This window comes from Elizabethkingia miricola (genome assembly GCF_001675285.1).
In the GTDB taxonomy this organism is placed as follows: Bacteria; Bacteroidota; Bacteroidia; order Flavobacteriales; family Weeksellaceae; genus Elizabethkingia; species Elizabethkingia miricola.
The window spans coordinates 631,717-646,559 of the sequence record NZ_LSGQ01000003.1; the positions used below are offsets into that span (position 1 = coordinate 631,717).

The 14,843-nt window shown below is 35.9% G+C and carries 17 protein-coding genes; 11 read left to right on the forward strand and 6 right to left on the reverse strand.

The genetic code is table 11. From position 1 onward, the window contains the following. Positions 1–8 precede the first annotated feature (8 nt). Both lpdA and ATE49_RS05790 read left to right on the forward strand, forming a co-directional pair. On the forward strand, positions 9–1,409 hold the full coding sequence (gene lpdA, locus ATE49_RS05785) for a dihydrolipoyl dehydrogenase (RefSeq protein WP_065081376.1): 1,401 nt from the start codon (positions 9–11) through the stop codon (positions 1,407–1,409). Between the two features lie 117 nt (positions 1,410–1,526). Beyond that, positions 1,527–2,000 carry a PaaI family thioesterase gene (locus ATE49_RS05790; RefSeq protein WP_065081377.1) on the forward strand — a complete coding sequence of 158 codons (474 nt, stop codon included), beginning with the start codon at positions 1,527–1,529 and terminating at the stop codon, positions 1,998–2,000. A gap of 105 nt (positions 2,001–2,105) precedes the next feature. On the opposite strand, the gene ATE49_RS05795 is transcribed toward ATE49_RS05790, so the two are convergent. From ATE49_RS05795 to ATE49_RS05820, 6 genes are all read right to left on the reverse strand, one after another. Then, complete coding sequence (locus tag ATE49_RS05795; RefSeq protein WP_065081378.1) at positions 2,106–3,374, reverse strand: acetyl-CoA C-acetyltransferase; 1,269 nt, start codon at positions 3,372–3,374, stop codon at positions 2,106–2,108. Between the two features lie 68 nt (positions 3,375–3,442). After that, positions 3,443–3,868, reverse strand: a complete 426-nt coding sequence (locus tag ATE49_RS05800) for a nuclear transport factor 2 family protein (protein ID WP_065081379.1) — start codon at positions 3,866–3,868, stop codon at positions 3,443–3,445. A 20-nt stretch (positions 3,869–3,888) separates the two neighbouring features. Next, positions 3,889–4,467, reverse strand: coding sequence for a GDP-mannose pyrophosphatase NudK (gene nudK, locus ATE49_RS05805; RefSeq protein WP_065081380.1), 579 nt, complete (start codon positions 4,465–4,467; stop codon positions 3,889–3,891). 226 nt (positions 4,468–4,693) lie between these two features. Continuing rightward, the gene (locus ATE49_RS05810) at positions 4,694–5,509 is read right to left on the reverse strand and encodes a Cof-type HAD-IIB family hydrolase (protein WP_065081381.1); all 816 of its coding nucleotides are present in this window, start codon (positions 5,507–5,509) and stop codon (positions 4,694–4,696) included. A 134-nt stretch (positions 5,510–5,643) separates the two neighbouring features. Next, positions 5,644–6,390, reverse strand: coding sequence for a phytanoyl-CoA dioxygenase family protein (locus tag ATE49_RS05815; protein ID WP_065081382.1), 747 nt, complete (start codon positions 6,388–6,390; stop codon positions 5,644–5,646). A gap of 238 nt (positions 6,391–6,628) precedes the next feature. Then, positions 6,629–7,444, reverse strand: a complete 816-nt coding sequence (locus tag ATE49_RS05820; protein ID WP_065081383.1) for a hypothetical protein — start codon at positions 7,442–7,444, stop codon at positions 6,629–6,631. 394 nt (positions 7,445–7,838) lie between these two features. Here ATE49_RS05820 and ATE49_RS20130 point away from each other — a divergent pair, with 394 nt between their 5' ends. From ATE49_RS20130 to ATE49_RS05860, 9 genes are all read left to right on the forward strand, one after another. Further along, complete coding sequence (locus tag ATE49_RS20130; RefSeq protein WP_155759290.1) at positions 7,839–7,997, forward strand: hypothetical protein; 159 nt, start codon at positions 7,839–7,841, stop codon at positions 7,995–7,997. A gap of 184 nt (positions 7,998–8,181) precedes the next feature. After that, positions 8,182–9,855, forward strand: coding sequence for a tetratricopeptide repeat-containing sensor histidine kinase (locus tag ATE49_RS05825; protein WP_143349694.1), 1,674 nt, complete (start codon positions 8,182–8,184; stop codon positions 9,853–9,855). A 15-nt stretch (positions 9,856–9,870) separates the two neighbouring features. Next, the gene (locus tag ATE49_RS05830; RefSeq protein ID WP_065081385.1) at positions 9,871–10,536 is read left to right on the forward strand and encodes a DNA-binding response regulator; all 666 of its coding nucleotides are present in this window, start codon (positions 9,871–9,873) and stop codon (positions 10,534–10,536) included. Between the two features lie 228 nt (positions 10,537–10,764). Further along, the gene (locus tag ATE49_RS05835) at positions 10,765–11,097 is read left to right on the forward strand and encodes a YegP family protein (RefSeq protein ID WP_024568263.1); all 333 of its coding nucleotides are present in this window, start codon (positions 10,765–10,767) and stop codon (positions 11,095–11,097) included. An 11-nt stretch (positions 11,098–11,108) separates the two neighbouring features. Next, positions 11,109–12,176 (forward strand): type I restriction endonuclease, encoded by a 1,068-nt coding sequence (locus ATE49_RS05840; RefSeq protein WP_065081436.1) that lies wholly within the window; start codon positions 11,109–11,111, stop codon positions 12,174–12,176. Further along, positions 12,173–12,703, forward strand: coding sequence for an SH3 domain-containing protein (locus tag ATE49_RS05845; protein ID WP_065081386.1), 531 nt, complete (start codon positions 12,173–12,175; stop codon positions 12,701–12,703). Before ATE49_RS05840 ends, ATE49_RS05845 begins: the two co-directional genes overlap by 4 nt. Next, positions 12,704–13,087, forward strand: a complete 384-nt coding sequence (locus ATE49_RS05850) for a DUF6804 family protein (protein ID WP_065081387.1) — start codon at positions 12,704–12,706, stop codon at positions 13,085–13,087. Between the two features lie 2 nt (positions 13,088–13,089). After that, positions 13,090–13,494 (forward strand): hypothetical protein, encoded by a 405-nt coding sequence (locus ATE49_RS05855; protein WP_065081388.1) that lies wholly within the window; start codon positions 13,090–13,092, stop codon positions 13,492–13,494. Positions 13,495–13,500: 6 nt separating this feature from the next. Then, entirely contained in the window at positions 13,501–14,835 is a 1,335-nt protein-coding gene (locus ATE49_RS05860) for a hypothetical protein (protein WP_059155131.1), read from the forward strand. Positions 14,836–14,843 lie beyond the last annotated feature (8 nt).

Here is a 14,843-nt window from a genome sequence, read left to right on the forward strand (position 1 = left end):
AATTGGATATGGAAAATTATGATGTTACCGTTATAGGTTCAGGCCCCGGAGGATATGTGGCAGCTATAAGAAGCGCTCAGTTGGGATACCGTACATTACTGGTAGAGAAATATAATACTTTGGGTGGTACCTGTACCAATGTAGGATGTATTCCTACAAAAGCTTTGCTGGACAGTACCCATCATTATTCAGATGCACTGAAAAAGTTCAGCCAACACGGAATTAAACTGGATACAATTGGATTGGACTTCGGGCAAATGTTCCGGAGAAAAGCCGATGTTGTTCAAAAGAATACGGAAGGATTGGAATTTCTGATGAAGAAAAATAATATTACCCGTATAACAGGCGCAGCTTCTTTTGTGGATAACTCGACAATTGAAATCCGAAATGAAGGAACTGTGCAAAAAGTGACTTCTAAAAATTTTATTATTGCCACAGGTTCTAAGCCATCGGCTTTACCCGGAATTAATATAGACAAAGAAAGGATTATAACTTCTACGGAAGCACTTTCTCTGAAGGAACTTCCAAAAAGTATGGTTATTATTGGAGGTGGAGTAATTGGTGTAGAAATGGCTTCCGTCTTTAACAGATTAGGAACTGAGGTGAGTATTCTGGAATATGCAGATCATCTGATTTCTGCAATGGACCATGAGCTGGGGAAAACACTGCAAAAAATACTGAAGAAAGACGGGATGGATATTCGCCTGCAGCAGGCAGTTTATAAAGCTGAGAACCTTGGTGATCATACAAAAGTATACTTCAGAGACAAAAATGGAATTGAAAACTCTTTGGCAGCAGACTATATATTAGTAGCTGTGGGACGGAGACCATATACTGAAAATCTGGGGCTTGAAAATACCGGAGTGAAGCTGGATGAACGGGGATTTATTATAACAGACGAAAAATTGCAGACTTCGGTTCCCGGGATATATGCTATCGGAGATGTAATCGGTGGTGCAATGTTGGCGCATAAAGCCGAAGAAGAAGGTGTTTTTGTTGCAGAAACGATTGATGGGCAGAAACCTCATATTCACTACGGACGTATTCCTTCTGTTGTTTATACATGGCCTGAGGTAGCCTCAGTAGGTGCTACAGAAGAAGAGCTGAAAAAGAATAATATAGATTATCAGTCCGGAAAGTTTCCTTTCTCAGCCAGCGCAAGAGCTCGTGCTTCTATGGATATGGAAGGTTTTGCAAAGGTATTGGTAGATCCTAAATACGGTGAAATTCTTGGCGTACACATCATTGGCCCAAGGGCTGCAGACAGTATTGCTCAGGCGGTAGTGGCGCTGGAATATGAAGTAACTGCAAAGGATATGTTCAGTATTTCGTATGCCCATCCAACTTATACAGAAGTGCTAAAAGAAGCCTATATGCTAGCATATGGTCAGCCGGCAATTAATATCTGAAAAACTCTGGACTAATGCATTTTAGCTATTGAAGTTATATATATTTAAAATACCTTTTCAAAGTCTTCATGCTTATTATAGAGTAGATTTGTTTCACACCAGATTATAACAAAATATATGGAAAAAGTACCTGTGCTGGATTATCTCAGAAAAGTTGTGAATCATGAATCTATTGAAGGATACGTTACGTTTTTGCAATACCCGACAGCGATTTCGGAAACATTAAAATTTAAGCTTACCGGAATTGATCATGGAGAAGCTCATGTTTCTTTAAAAACTGATGTGAAAATTCATGCGAATCAACAAGGCACTGTACATGGTGGGATGTTGTGTGAGTTGGCAGATGCAGCTATAGGAACAGCGCATTCCACTGTAATAGAAGAGGGAGAGAGTTTTACCAGTATTGAGCTGAAAATTAATTTTTTCAGACCTGTATGGAATGATACGCTGGTTGCTTATGCAAAACCCATTCAAAGGGGCAGAACAATTACAGTTTATCAGTGTACCATTGAAAATGAAATGGGTAAACAGGTAGCAACGGTTCTGAGTACGGTGATGACTTTGCGAGGTGACAAGGCAAAAGGAAGGTAATAAGTATAAAAAGACAAAAAATAATAGTAATAAGTTAAAGTAGATTAAATTGTAAAAAGGGAGGCTGCTATCAGTCTCCCTTTTCTCATCTTTTTATTCCAAAATTTATTTTTCTATAATCATGGTGACTCCCTGTCCGCGGGCTGCACAAATAGAAATAAATCCTTTTCCATTGCCCTTCTCATTCAGGAGCTTAGCCAGTGTAGCAATAATTCGTCCGCCGGTAGCGGCAAACGGATGAGCAGCTGCGAGGCTACCTCCTTTTACATTTAATTTTTCGGGATCAACTTTTCCCAGAGCATCCTGCAGACCAAATTGCAAAGCCAATTCTTTTGTTTCCCAGATTTTCAGTGTTGCCAGAATTTGTGCGGCAAAAGCTTCATGAATTTCATAATAATCAAAGTCCTCCAGCTTCATATTTGCTTTTTTCAGCATCCTGTCAGCTGCAAAAACAGGTGCCAGAAGCAAATTTTGCCTGTTCTGCACATATTCAATTCCGGCAAGTTCAGCATAGGTGATATAAGCCAGAATCGGAAGACCATTTGCTTCAGCCCATTCTTCACTGGCCAGTAATATCGTAGATGCTCCGTCTGTAAAAGGAGTTGAATTACCAGCAGTTAGCGTCCCGTTCTTTTTATCAAAAGCTGGTTTTAGGGATGCGAGTTTTTCCAGACTGGTATCTCTTCGAAGGTTGTTATCTTCTTTTACATTCAGATAAGGAGTAATCATATCTTCATAAAACCCTTCATCGTAGGCTTTGGCCAGTTTTTGGTGGCTCTTTAAAGATAAAGCATCCTGTTCCTCTCTGGAGATGTGGTAATATTTAGCTGTTAACTCAGTATGTTCACCCATGACCAGACCGGTTTCAGGTTCCTGGCCTTTGTATGGGATAGGAAACCAGTCTTTTAGTGAGGGTCTGAGTAATTGTTTTATTTTACCAAAAGTACTTTTCTCTTTATTAGCATTCAGTAAAGCTTTTCTTAACCGAAGACTGCTTTCAAACGGGATATTACTCATTACCTCTACACCACAGGCAATACCACAGTCTATTTGCCCGAGAGCTATTTTGTTAGCAATATAAATAGCGGCCTCAATTCCGGTATCACATGCCTGTTGAAGATCACAACCCGGGGTTGCCGGATCCAGATTGGTTTTCATTACAGTTTCCCGGATCAGATTACTTTCGGAGATGTGCTTAATAACTGCACCTCCGGCAACTTCTCCTAATAATTTTCCCTGAAGGTTATATTTGTTAATAAGTCCCTGAAGAGCCGAAAGAAGAAGATCCTGATTGGTTGTATTGGCAAAGACGGTATTGTACCTTACAAAAGGAGTTCTGTTATAGCCGACTATTGCTACTTTTTTAACATTCATGTTATTATTTTTGAAACGTATTAAAGTTACGAAAAATATACCAATCGGTATTTTAATTGAATGTTATTTTATTCCGTTAATGCTATGGAAGGAATACAGCTTCCGCCAATTACTTTTAGTTCATTTTCAATGTTTTTCCAAAAACGGATATAGCGGTATCGGGTTTCAAAACTATCTCCTCTGAATTTTCCTTTTAATGCTATGGTCAGTGTAATAACTGCTGTATCTTCTATAATATTCAGGCTTTCTGTTTCCGGAATTAGCTCTTCAATTTCTATTATACGGTCTTTATAATTTTTTAAGTCCTGTTCTTTGGTGATAACTTCTCCGGTGGGAATAATAAATAACAGATCATCATGAAGCAGTAAGTCAAGCATATAAATGTCACTTTCTTTCATAGCCTTGTACAATCTGTTTTCATAGGCTAGTACATTTTCCACAGAAACTTCATCGGTAGATGTAGTGTCACCAATAAACGATACAAGGCTAAGCATAAGCAATGGAAGTAGTTAAATTATAAAATCTGGTGGAGCTTAATGTACTGAAGGAGTATAATGGTTTTAGCATCTTTTATTTCTCCTGTTGCTATCATATCCATTGCCTTATCGATTTCGGTTTCCAGTACCTCAATGTTTTCTTCCTCTTCCTCCAGTCCGCCACCTTCGGCAACTTTCATATCTTTAGAATATTCGGCAATAAAGAAATACAGAATTTCTGTAACCGATCCCGGCGACATATAGGCTTCAAAAACTTTGCGTACTTCTTTTACTTTGTAGCCTGTTTCTTCTTCTGTTTCTCTGCGGATGCAGTCTTCAGGATTGTCCTGATCCAAGAGTCCTGCACATGCTTCGATCAGCATTCCTGTTTTATTTCCGTTGAGGTAGGTTGGCAGCCGGAACTGTCTGGTCAGAATAACAGTTCTGGTATCTTTATTATACAGAAGGATGGTGGCACCATTTCCTCTGTCGTAGGCTTCCCTGCTTTGGGTTTGGGTGCTGCCGTCTTCTTTGGTATATTCAAAAGTAACTTTTCTTAATACATACCAGTTATCGGATAAAATTTCGGTGTTCGTAATCTTTACTTCCGGAGTCATTTTTTGTGTTGTTTAGATGGAGCTAACATACAAAGAAATAAAGAATTAGCGGGCTTTTGAGAAGGATATTTTTTTTACAAAATTCATCCAGCTTTCTGTACATTTTATCCTGCCAAAAGTACAATTGGTCAAAAAAATAACCGGGAAAGAAACGGATTATCATTTTTCTCCCGGTTAGTTCTGTTTATTTGTTCTCCCAAAAACGGGTCTGAAAGACGTTTTCTTCCTAATCTATAATTCCGAAATGCTTCAATGCTTTCAGAATACCATCATTATCTATATCATCTGTTACATAATCTGCAATCTCTTTTACTTCAGGATTAGCATTTCCCATAGCAATCCCCAAAGCGACATATTTCAGCATAGTAATATCATTGCCGCCATCCCCAAATGCCATAGTTTGGGAAACATCTATCCCGTAATGTTTACAGAATACTTCAATACCTACCTGCTTACTTTGGCCACTCGGGTTAACATCTGCAAAAAGCGGAGACCATCTTGAAGCGATAGAATCAGGCATTACCTGAGCCATAAATGCAGCTTCTTCTTCAGAAGAAATAAAAATATTACCCTGAAGCACATTCTCAGTATCCGTATTAGACATATCTACCAAAGGAGGAACCGGAAGGTTGAGGTGTGCATACATCCCGGCGATTTCCGGTGTTACATCATGAATGAAATTTCCATGTTCTGACATCAGAGAAAAGCTTAAAGGATTGTTATCTGCATAATCCAGTAATGCTTTTACATCATTGGGATTAATACATTTTTTGAACAATACTTCACCTTCTTTGGTAATACAATAACCACCGTTGTACGTAATGAACCCATCGAAATCCAGGTATCTGATATGCCCGATATCATTATAAGAGCGTCCTGTAGAAACAAAGACATGTATACCTTTTTCTTTTAAAATCCGAATCGCTTCTTCTGTGGAAGCGGGAACTTTGTGTGTTTTAAAGCTTAGCAATGTTCCGTCAATATCGAAGAAAACTGCCTTAATATCATTAGTATTTGGTGAATCGTTTTTTAGTTGATTCATAATTTTAAAATATTATCGTTAATGTTACTTTTTTAGAGCTTATTATAATTAACCGGAAATAAGCAGTACCGTTTTTGAGCGATTAACATTTATAAAGCGTCATACTACGGTTTTACAATATTATTAAAAACGATTCAGGGATTATTCAGAAATAACTGACGGTCCAGTACTTCTAATTCCTGTGGAGTAGGCTGATTTTTAGGATCGATAAATTCTTTGAAATCAGGTGTGTCATCACAGAAAATAATATCGAAAGAAAAACGGTTTCGTCCATACAGGCCCCTGTGGATCATATTTGCAGAAAATACCAGGAGATCCCCACGATCCAGACTTATTACTTTTCCTCTTTCCAGACTGTCACCGGGCTTGCGTCCGTTTAAAGATAATCTGGTTTCCGATTCTTCCGGAAGATCCCAGTTTTTATGAGTTCCAGGAACTAACTCGATACCCAGTTCAGGTTTGAAAGGAATTCTGAAGTGTACAACATTTTGGTTCCGGATAGCTTCTTTTTGATCATCAATATTTAATCCGGTATACTGAATATCACGGTGCCAGTAATTTTGCTGCAACGGATTGAACGGGTCAAAAAATAGCTGGGTGTTCAGAAATACAGCTTTTCCCGGAAAAATGGAGTTAAGAATATTTTTAATTTTTTCCTGTGTGATAAAACGAAAAAGTGCAAGGCGTTCCTGTTCGTTAATAAACTCACCGGATGTTATACTGTGGCTGTTGATAGAACCATTCTTGTAACCTTCGGCATTGACTGCCAGCCAGCTTTTATGGAATTTTTTCAGAATACGCTCTGTCTCTTGCAGTTTGGTTTCTGCAAAAAAGTTTTCAAAATGAATATAACCGGACTCATTGTAATCGTTATGCTGCATTATGGTATTGTGATTTTGAATGAAGTAAAAGCTATGCAAAAATCTAACCTCTTTCAAATATACAACAATTCTTTTCCTTTTACAGGCATAGAATTTTAAGTTCTGTTAATTTAGCAAGTTGTTGGTTATTAACCATTAGTTGTTAGTTATTAGTTTTCGGTTGTCAGTCATTACTCATTACTCATTACTCATTACTCATTACTCATTACTCATTACTCATTACTCATTACTATTATCCCTATTTACTATGGGCATATTTTTCAATAATCATTTCAGTAACAGGTCGCAATGTCGCACCGTTTTTAGGATTAATTCCTTTTCTATTAGTAGTGGTAAAAAAGTCAACCTTGTTCCAACGTTTGGAATACCAGATTTTGCCCAGCGCATTTTCCGAAGTTAAAGTATCGGGTCTTGTAATTTTTTTGAAGTTGTTTAAATCCAGAGAATCAATAGGTATTATATTTCTGTAAAGAGTTTTGTTGTCACAAGCAATTGAAGTGTATGCATTATCATCCCAATACATGCATTTTTTTTCAGGCTCAATCCTTCCTATAAGTCTGATAATACTATCAGTTATAGATTCATTCCTAAGTTGGTTATTCTTCTGTCGAATAAAACCAATACCACCCATAAAGGTTCCAAGTAAAAGGATAATTCCTATAATACCCATATTACTTTTCTTGTGGAAGAAATCAGGGAGGTTTAAAAGAGGCTTATTTACAATGTTAATAACTATTTTAGAGATTGTATGATTTATTGAATATTCAATGGTTTTCCATTCTGAACAATACTCTTTAAAAGTATCATACCCGAGATATTTACTCAGATCATCTAATATATTGGTCTTTATATTATAATCTCCATTTTCTTCTTTTACTATTGCCTTATAATAGTTTTCAAAAGCTTTATAACTCAGTTGAATTTTATAATCATCTTTAAATGTTCTTTCAAGATACTTAGTAATGCCACTAAATGAGATTTCTGTTGTTTCACTAGAAGCCTTTTCGTAGACATCTTCAAGCAATTTTTTTTTTTGGGCTAAAAATTTCGCCATACTTCTAAAATTTACTTGCAAAATAGAATGTCCGTTGCTAAAAAAAATACGGTTTTCCGTACAAAATGGCTGAAAAACTTTCCAAAAACTTTCCAAAAACTTTCTAACCCTTGCCTTGTGCTTTGCTTTTACTTTGCCATAGAAATCAGTGAGAAAACAAGACTTATAAAAACCAAAGTACAAAACTGATTTTTAAAATGGCTGGATAAAACGGAGTGTAAATCTCTGGGTTGGGAAGCAGAATTTGCCCCTCCGTTTTTGAAAGCCCACTTCCCAAAAATTTAAGAAGCGCTTCTTTTTTAAACAACGTGTAACACCGCCTGTGATCTGTTTCGCAGGGAAGAACACTTATGCAAATTTTTAAATTTTTGAAATTATGATTAATTTAATTTTAATGCTACTAGGATTAGCATTTCCAAATAATAATATACCAGCACCAGTAAACCATCCAACTACTATTTCTGCTTATGGAGCAGATGGAGATCAAACAGATTCAGGTGGTGATGCTGGTGGAGATACGGGCGGAGAAAATGGGCAAACCCCCAAGAAATAATAACTAAGAGAACTAGAGAGGCGGCAGAAATGTCGTCTTTTTTACTGTATAAGGATATCTTGATTGAGTATTCATTATTTAATCTTTTTATAAGAATTAGAATTAGTGGGTTTATTGAGGGATAAATTAAATAAAGAATATTTTACACTTTATTTTTTTAACTTAGGCTGAAAATATAATAACCTTGAGAATACTCTATTTTTTGTTATTTGTTTTAATGGTTTCATGTACAAAAACTAAAGAAAGTAATATCAATGAAACTGAAAAAAAGGCAGATAATCCTTATTATGAAAAAGCATGGTTGTATTTAGATCAGAAAAACCCTGTGAACGCTTTTCAGAATTTTAATAAAGCAAAAGAAATCTATCTGAAGAATAATGACAATTTAGGTGTTGGGAAATGTCTGATGAACATGGGGATTATTTTAACCGATCAGGGGGATTATTTTGGTGCACAGGAAACTTCTTTAGAGGCTATAAAATATTTTGATGAAAATAATAAAGGAAATTATAGTTATATAAGTGCTAATTACAATAATTTAGGGATTGCTTCATATAATTTGAAAAGTTATGAAAATGCTCTAGGGTTTTACGATTCTGCCATAAAATTTTCCTTTGGATCAGATGATGTATTTATATACCTGAATAATAAAGGAAATACTTATAGAGAACAGGGGAAATATATAGAAGCAATAAATGCATATAATAAGATATTAAAAAAAACAAATTATATTGGAATTGAGTATGCTAGAGTACTTTCTAATTATGCAAAGATAAAATGGCTTCAAAATTCTAACTATAATCCTGTTTCAGAATTAAAAAAAGCGCTTAATATTCGGTTACAGGAACAAGATTTATGGGGACAAAATGCAAGTTATGCATATTTAGCTGATTATTATATCCAAAAGAAATCTGACTCAGCACAAATCTACGCAACAAAAATGTATGGTGTTGCTAAAACACTGAAAAGCCCGGATGATCAAATCGAGGCTCTCCAGAAATTAATTATCCTTGAAAATCCGGAGAAATCAAAACAGTACTTTTTGACTTATCAGAAACTGAATGACAGTTTACAGGCTGCCAGAAGTAAGGCAAAAAATCAGTTTGCCTTAATCCGTTATGAAACCGAAAAGAATAAAGCCAATTTCCAGAAAGCTCAGGCGGATAATGTGAAGAAACAAAATCAGATACTGAAACAATATGCAGGTTTAGGAATTTTTGGGCTTGTATTAATAGGCGGTGGAGTTTGGTACAGAAGAAGAAAGAAAATTTTGCAACAGGAAAAAGAGCTGGAGGTAAAAAAAACAGAACTTAGGTATTCTAAAAAAGTTCATGATGTTGTTGCCAACGGAATTCATAGGGTAATGACAAAGCTCGAAAATCAGGAACATATTGATAAAGATACCATGCTGGACGACTTGGAAATTGTGTATGAGAAATCACGGGATATTTCTTATGATCATGAAAAAAATAATGACCTTCCGTTTGGAGAAAAGCTGACAGAAATGCTGAAATCTTATTCTTCCGATGACTTGCAGCTGGTTATTATTGGAAATGAGGAAATACATTGGGATAAACTGAATAAAAACACTCAGGCTGAAGTATTTTATGTATTACAGGAGCTTATGACCAATATGAAGAAGCATAGCAAAGCGACACGTGTTGTAATTAGAATGAACCGCATAAATGAAGAAATTACGGTCCGTTATACAGATAATGGTGTAGGATGTGACAAACTCTCTCCTAAAAACGGAATTAAAAATACGGGAAACCGTATGGAATCTATTGGCGGGACTATTAATTTTGACGCAGTAAGTGGAGAAGGCTTTAAAGCCGAGTTAAAATTTTCTGTTCAATAAAAATACCAATTCAAGATGTTTAAAAAAATCCTTGTTGCTGAAGATTATGAAAGTTCTAATATTTCTGTAGAGAAAGCATTGGAAGATCTTAAAATAGAAGAATCTAAATATGTTTATTACTGTGATGATGCGCTGCAGAGAGTGCATATAGGCATACATGAAAAACAGCCTTTCGAGCTGTTAATTACTGATTTGTCTTTTGATGAGGATCATCGGGAACAGAATCTTAAAAGTGGTTCCGAGCTTATTGAGGCTGTAAAAAAGATACAGCCGGATATAAAAATTATTGTTTTCTCAATAGAGAAAAAGCCGAATATAATAGATGATCTTTTCCGTAAATATGAAATCAACGGTTATGTCTCCAAGGGCAGAGAAGATACAAAAGAATTGAAAAAAGCTATAAAAGCGGTTTATAATAACGAGAAACACATCTCGCTGAATCTGAAAAAGTCTATAAAAGATAAAAATTCTTACGAGTTTACTTCCTATGATATTACATTAGTAGACTTACTTTGTCAGGGAATGCGCCAACAAGCGATATCGGACCATCTTAAAGATAGCGGAGTCAGGCCTTCCAGTTTAAGCAGTGTAGAAAAAAGGTTAAATGGTCTGAAAGAATCCTTGAATGTCAATACCACTGAACAAGTGGTTGCTATTTTCAAAGATATGGGATTGATATGAGCCAGAAGTCAGAAGTTAGAAATTAGAAGTGGGAAGTTAGAAAGCTGATGTCACAGATTTGTAACCCGTCATTTTGATCAAAACGAAATTAGAATAGCCTTGCCAAGGCTTATTTGTTATAAACCTTTCAAAGTTAATTTGAGAGGTTTTTTATTTTACGGGTTTCCGTAAGGAATGCTTATGCCGACGATCTACTTTTGGAGTGTTAAATCAATTAAAAATAACACTATGGGAAAATTTGTAATTACCAAAAGAGTAAACGGTGAATATCAGTTCAATCTGAAAGCAGGAAATGGCGAGATTATTTTAACCAGCGAAGGTTATAATCAGAAAGCATCCTGTCAGAAGGGGATAACTTCTGTGAAGAATAATTCTCAGGACGACTCGAAATACGACAGAAGAGTGGCTAAAAATGATAAAGATTATTTTGTCTTGAAAGCAGGCAATGGTGAGATTATTGGGAAAAGCCAGTATTATGCTTCAAAGTCCTCAATGGAAACCGGAATAGCATCGGTAAAGCATAATGCACCGGATGCTGAAGTTGTAGACGAAACAATTTAATGCCAATAATGATGGAACTCAAATTAAAACTTGAACAACTAAGCCAGAGAATTCAGGGACTGAAAGAACAGGTACAAACGGAAGAAGCTACTAAAAATGCTTTTGTTATGCCTTTTATCCAGATGCTGGGTTACGATATATTCAATCCTACAGAAGTAATCCCGGAATATATTGCGGATATCGGAACCAAGAAAGGTGAGAAGGTAGATTACCTGATTAAAAACAATCAGGAACCTATTCTAATTATAGAATGTAAAAACTGGAAGGAAAATGCAGATGCTCATAATTCACAGCTTCACAGATATTATCATGTTTCCAAAGCAAGATTTGGTGTTTTGACCAACGGTATTGTGTATAACTTTTACACAGATTTGGAAAAACCAAATATTATGGACGATAAACCATTTCTGACGATCAATCTGGAAGACTTGAAAGACAGTGCTATAAAGGTATTAGAAAGCTTTAATAAGCAGAGCTATAATTTAGAATCTATTCTGGATTCTGCCGAAGCGTTAAAGTATATAAGAGCTATCCGAAAGGAATTCGAAAAAGAAATAGAAAATCCGTCTGACGAGCTGGTTCGTCTATTGGTCAATAAATTCTTTGAACGTCCCCTTACCGCAAACCGAATGCAGTCTTTCAAGGAGTATACGAAAAGAGCGTTGAGTATTTCTATTACTGAATCGATAAGCTCCCGGTTAAAATCTGCACTGGTAATCAACGAAACACTGGATACCAATACTCCGAAACCGGTAGCTGTAGATGAGCATAGTGAAACCTCTAAAATTGTAACAACGGAAGAAGAGCTGGAAGCCTTTCAAATTGTAAAGGCTATTTTGAGAGAAAAGCTCCCGGCAGAAAGAATTGCCCACAGAGATACCCAGTCTTATTTTGGTGTTTTACTGGATGATAACAACCGAAAACCGGTTTGTCGTTTTCATTTTGGAGCATCCAGGAAACAAATAGAACTTTTCCACAATGGTAAAGATGCCGGAGAAAGAATGCTCTTGGAATCATTGGAAGATATTTACAAACATCGTGATTCATTACATCAGACAATTGAAAATTATACAGTATGATCAAAATGCTACTCTCTCTGTTTACAGGTGCAGGATTATTAATTGCCTCTTATAGCCCGGATTCATTGCATGCCGATAGTCATAACAGAGGCTGTACAGGATCTGCAAATTGTACAGCATGCTCTAATTGTTCGGGTTGTGCCCATTGTACTTCAGGTGGTACTTGTGGTGTATGCAGTAGTGGTTCCTCTAAGAGAAAAATTTACTCTTTCGGGGGTTATTCAAAAAAGAAATCTTCAGGAAGTAGTCGTAATCTAAAGTCAGGCTATTCGAAAAACAATCTGAATGGTACTAAAAGCCCGGTATATTATTACGACAGCAAAATGACACTGGCCGAAGACAATTTTCTGTATACAATAAACAGGAAAGTTGAGGTACGTAAAGCCCCCGGAGATCGGTTTAAAGTTCTGGAAACTTTGCAGCCAAACTCAAAGCTTATTTTTCTGAACAAAGAAGAGAAATGGTATAAAATCCGGGTATACAAAAGTGGTACAGAAGGTTTTGTTCATTCCAAAAATGTGAAGTAAATGAAGTATTTCTTTCTCTTCTGTGCACTATGTTGCTTTATAGCGGTATTGCGGCTGCCCATTGATTATTATACCTTTTTGCGCATTGTAATTTTTATTGGAGCCGGTATAGCATTATATCACCTGTTTAGAAATAAAATCTACTACTGGATAGCGGTGTTCGGATTTATTCTCATTCTTTTTAATCCCGTGTTTCCGATATATCTGCATAAAAAGTCATTATGGCTGCCGCTGGATATTATTACAGGAATTCTTTTTCTGTGTCTGAATTTTATCAAAAAGAAACCGGAAGAAAAAAAAGATACACTTCCGTTACATAAAGAACCTGTTACGCATATGCGTGACAGAATAATGAACCCACAACCTTTAAAACAAAAGAAATAAAAATGAATATTCAGATCTCCGAAAATCTAAAAGCGCATTTTCTCAGGCTTTATCAGATGGCCATATGCGATGATAATTTTAGTAAGCTTGAATTGAAAATGCTATATCGTTTTGCTGAAGAGAGAGGCGTTATAGCTAAGAATCTGGACGAAATTCTGCTAAGTCCTGTAGATACCAAAAATGCGCTTCCCCAAACATTGGAAGATAAAATAGAGTATCTATATGATCTTGTACTCATGATTTGGGCGGATGACCATATAGACGATAACGAAAGATCGGCATTGGAAAAGTATATAAAGCTTTTTGGCTTTGTAGAAGAAAATGTATCTGCAATTGCCAATTATCTTTTAGAAGCCGTAAAAAGCGGAAAAACAAAGAGCGATATATTGTATGAACTTCAAAATTAAAGCATCATGACAACTCAAATCAAAAACCTGTTCCGGTTAAAGCCGTCCGGATTAATTAATGGTAATCATAACAAAGATATAAATCCGGAAGAATCTGCTGAAGATAAAGAAGAAGTAAGAAAAAGAACCTATCATGAAGCCGGACACAGAGAAGGCGGACGAAATATAGGCAGTCCCAGAGCACTGTCTATTTCTCTCAATGCTATTTATGCCAAGTTTCAGAATGAAGAAAAAGAAAAGGTGGAAAAGCAAAGGGCAATAAAAGAGCCTTATTACAATGAACAAAAAAATAAAGAAACTGAGATAAAAGCATTACATGTCAGTCAGGAGAATAAAGAAGAACAAACTTCCAGAGTTGAAGAGCAAATAAAGAAAATAAAAGATGTAGTGGAGGGTATAAAGTTTGAAATTAATGATCTGGCTCGCAATCCTGAAAAATACCACATAAAGGCTACAAAAGGTGCCTCTACAAAATTTTGGATAGGTTTTATTATCCTTATTCCAATTAGTCTGTACCTGTTTACATTTTATATTTCTACTTCTTATTCAGCATTTTTCAAAACATTTGATCCGGAGAGTAATCTTATCATGAATATGCTCGACCCCAAAGCTTTTGAAGTGGCATGGAAAGATGGTACATTGGAGGGGGCTTTTGTTACGCTAATTCCGTTTGTGTTTTTAGGATTAGGTTATTTAATTCATATGTATGGGGAGAATAAAACAAAACTCAACTATTTTAAAGTAGGTGTTTTGTTTCTTACGACTTTTGTATTTGATGTAATCTTAGCCTACCAGATAGAAGAGAAAATCTATAACCTGAATAAAACTTTTGATTCTCCACCATTCGACTTGTCTATAGCATTTACAAAAATCCAGTTCTGGGGGATTATATTTGCTGGTTTTGTTGTTTATATCATTTGGGGGTTGGTGTTTGATTTTATTATGAAAGAACATAAAGAAAAAGATAAGATTAAGCATGAACAGGAAAAACGTGAGCAGGATATCCGGATTCATCAGGAAAGAATTGCAGAACTAGATCAGCAAAAAGAAACGCTTGTAAAAGAGCAACACGATATTCGGGAACGTATTGTAAATGCACAAGGGAGGATTGCAGAACTGCAAAGAATAATAGATGCCGTGATTATTCCGACTAAAGAATATGTGCTTTATGCATCTGAATATACACAAGGCTGGACCACTTTTATTTATGAGAAGCTTTTCCTTCCTAATCATGAAAAGCAGGAATTGGTAGATGAATGTCTTAAAACTTATGATGATCACATGGAAAACGTTGGTGCTAAGCATGAAACTCAAAACTCTGTATATCTACCCGTATTATAAAAATATCT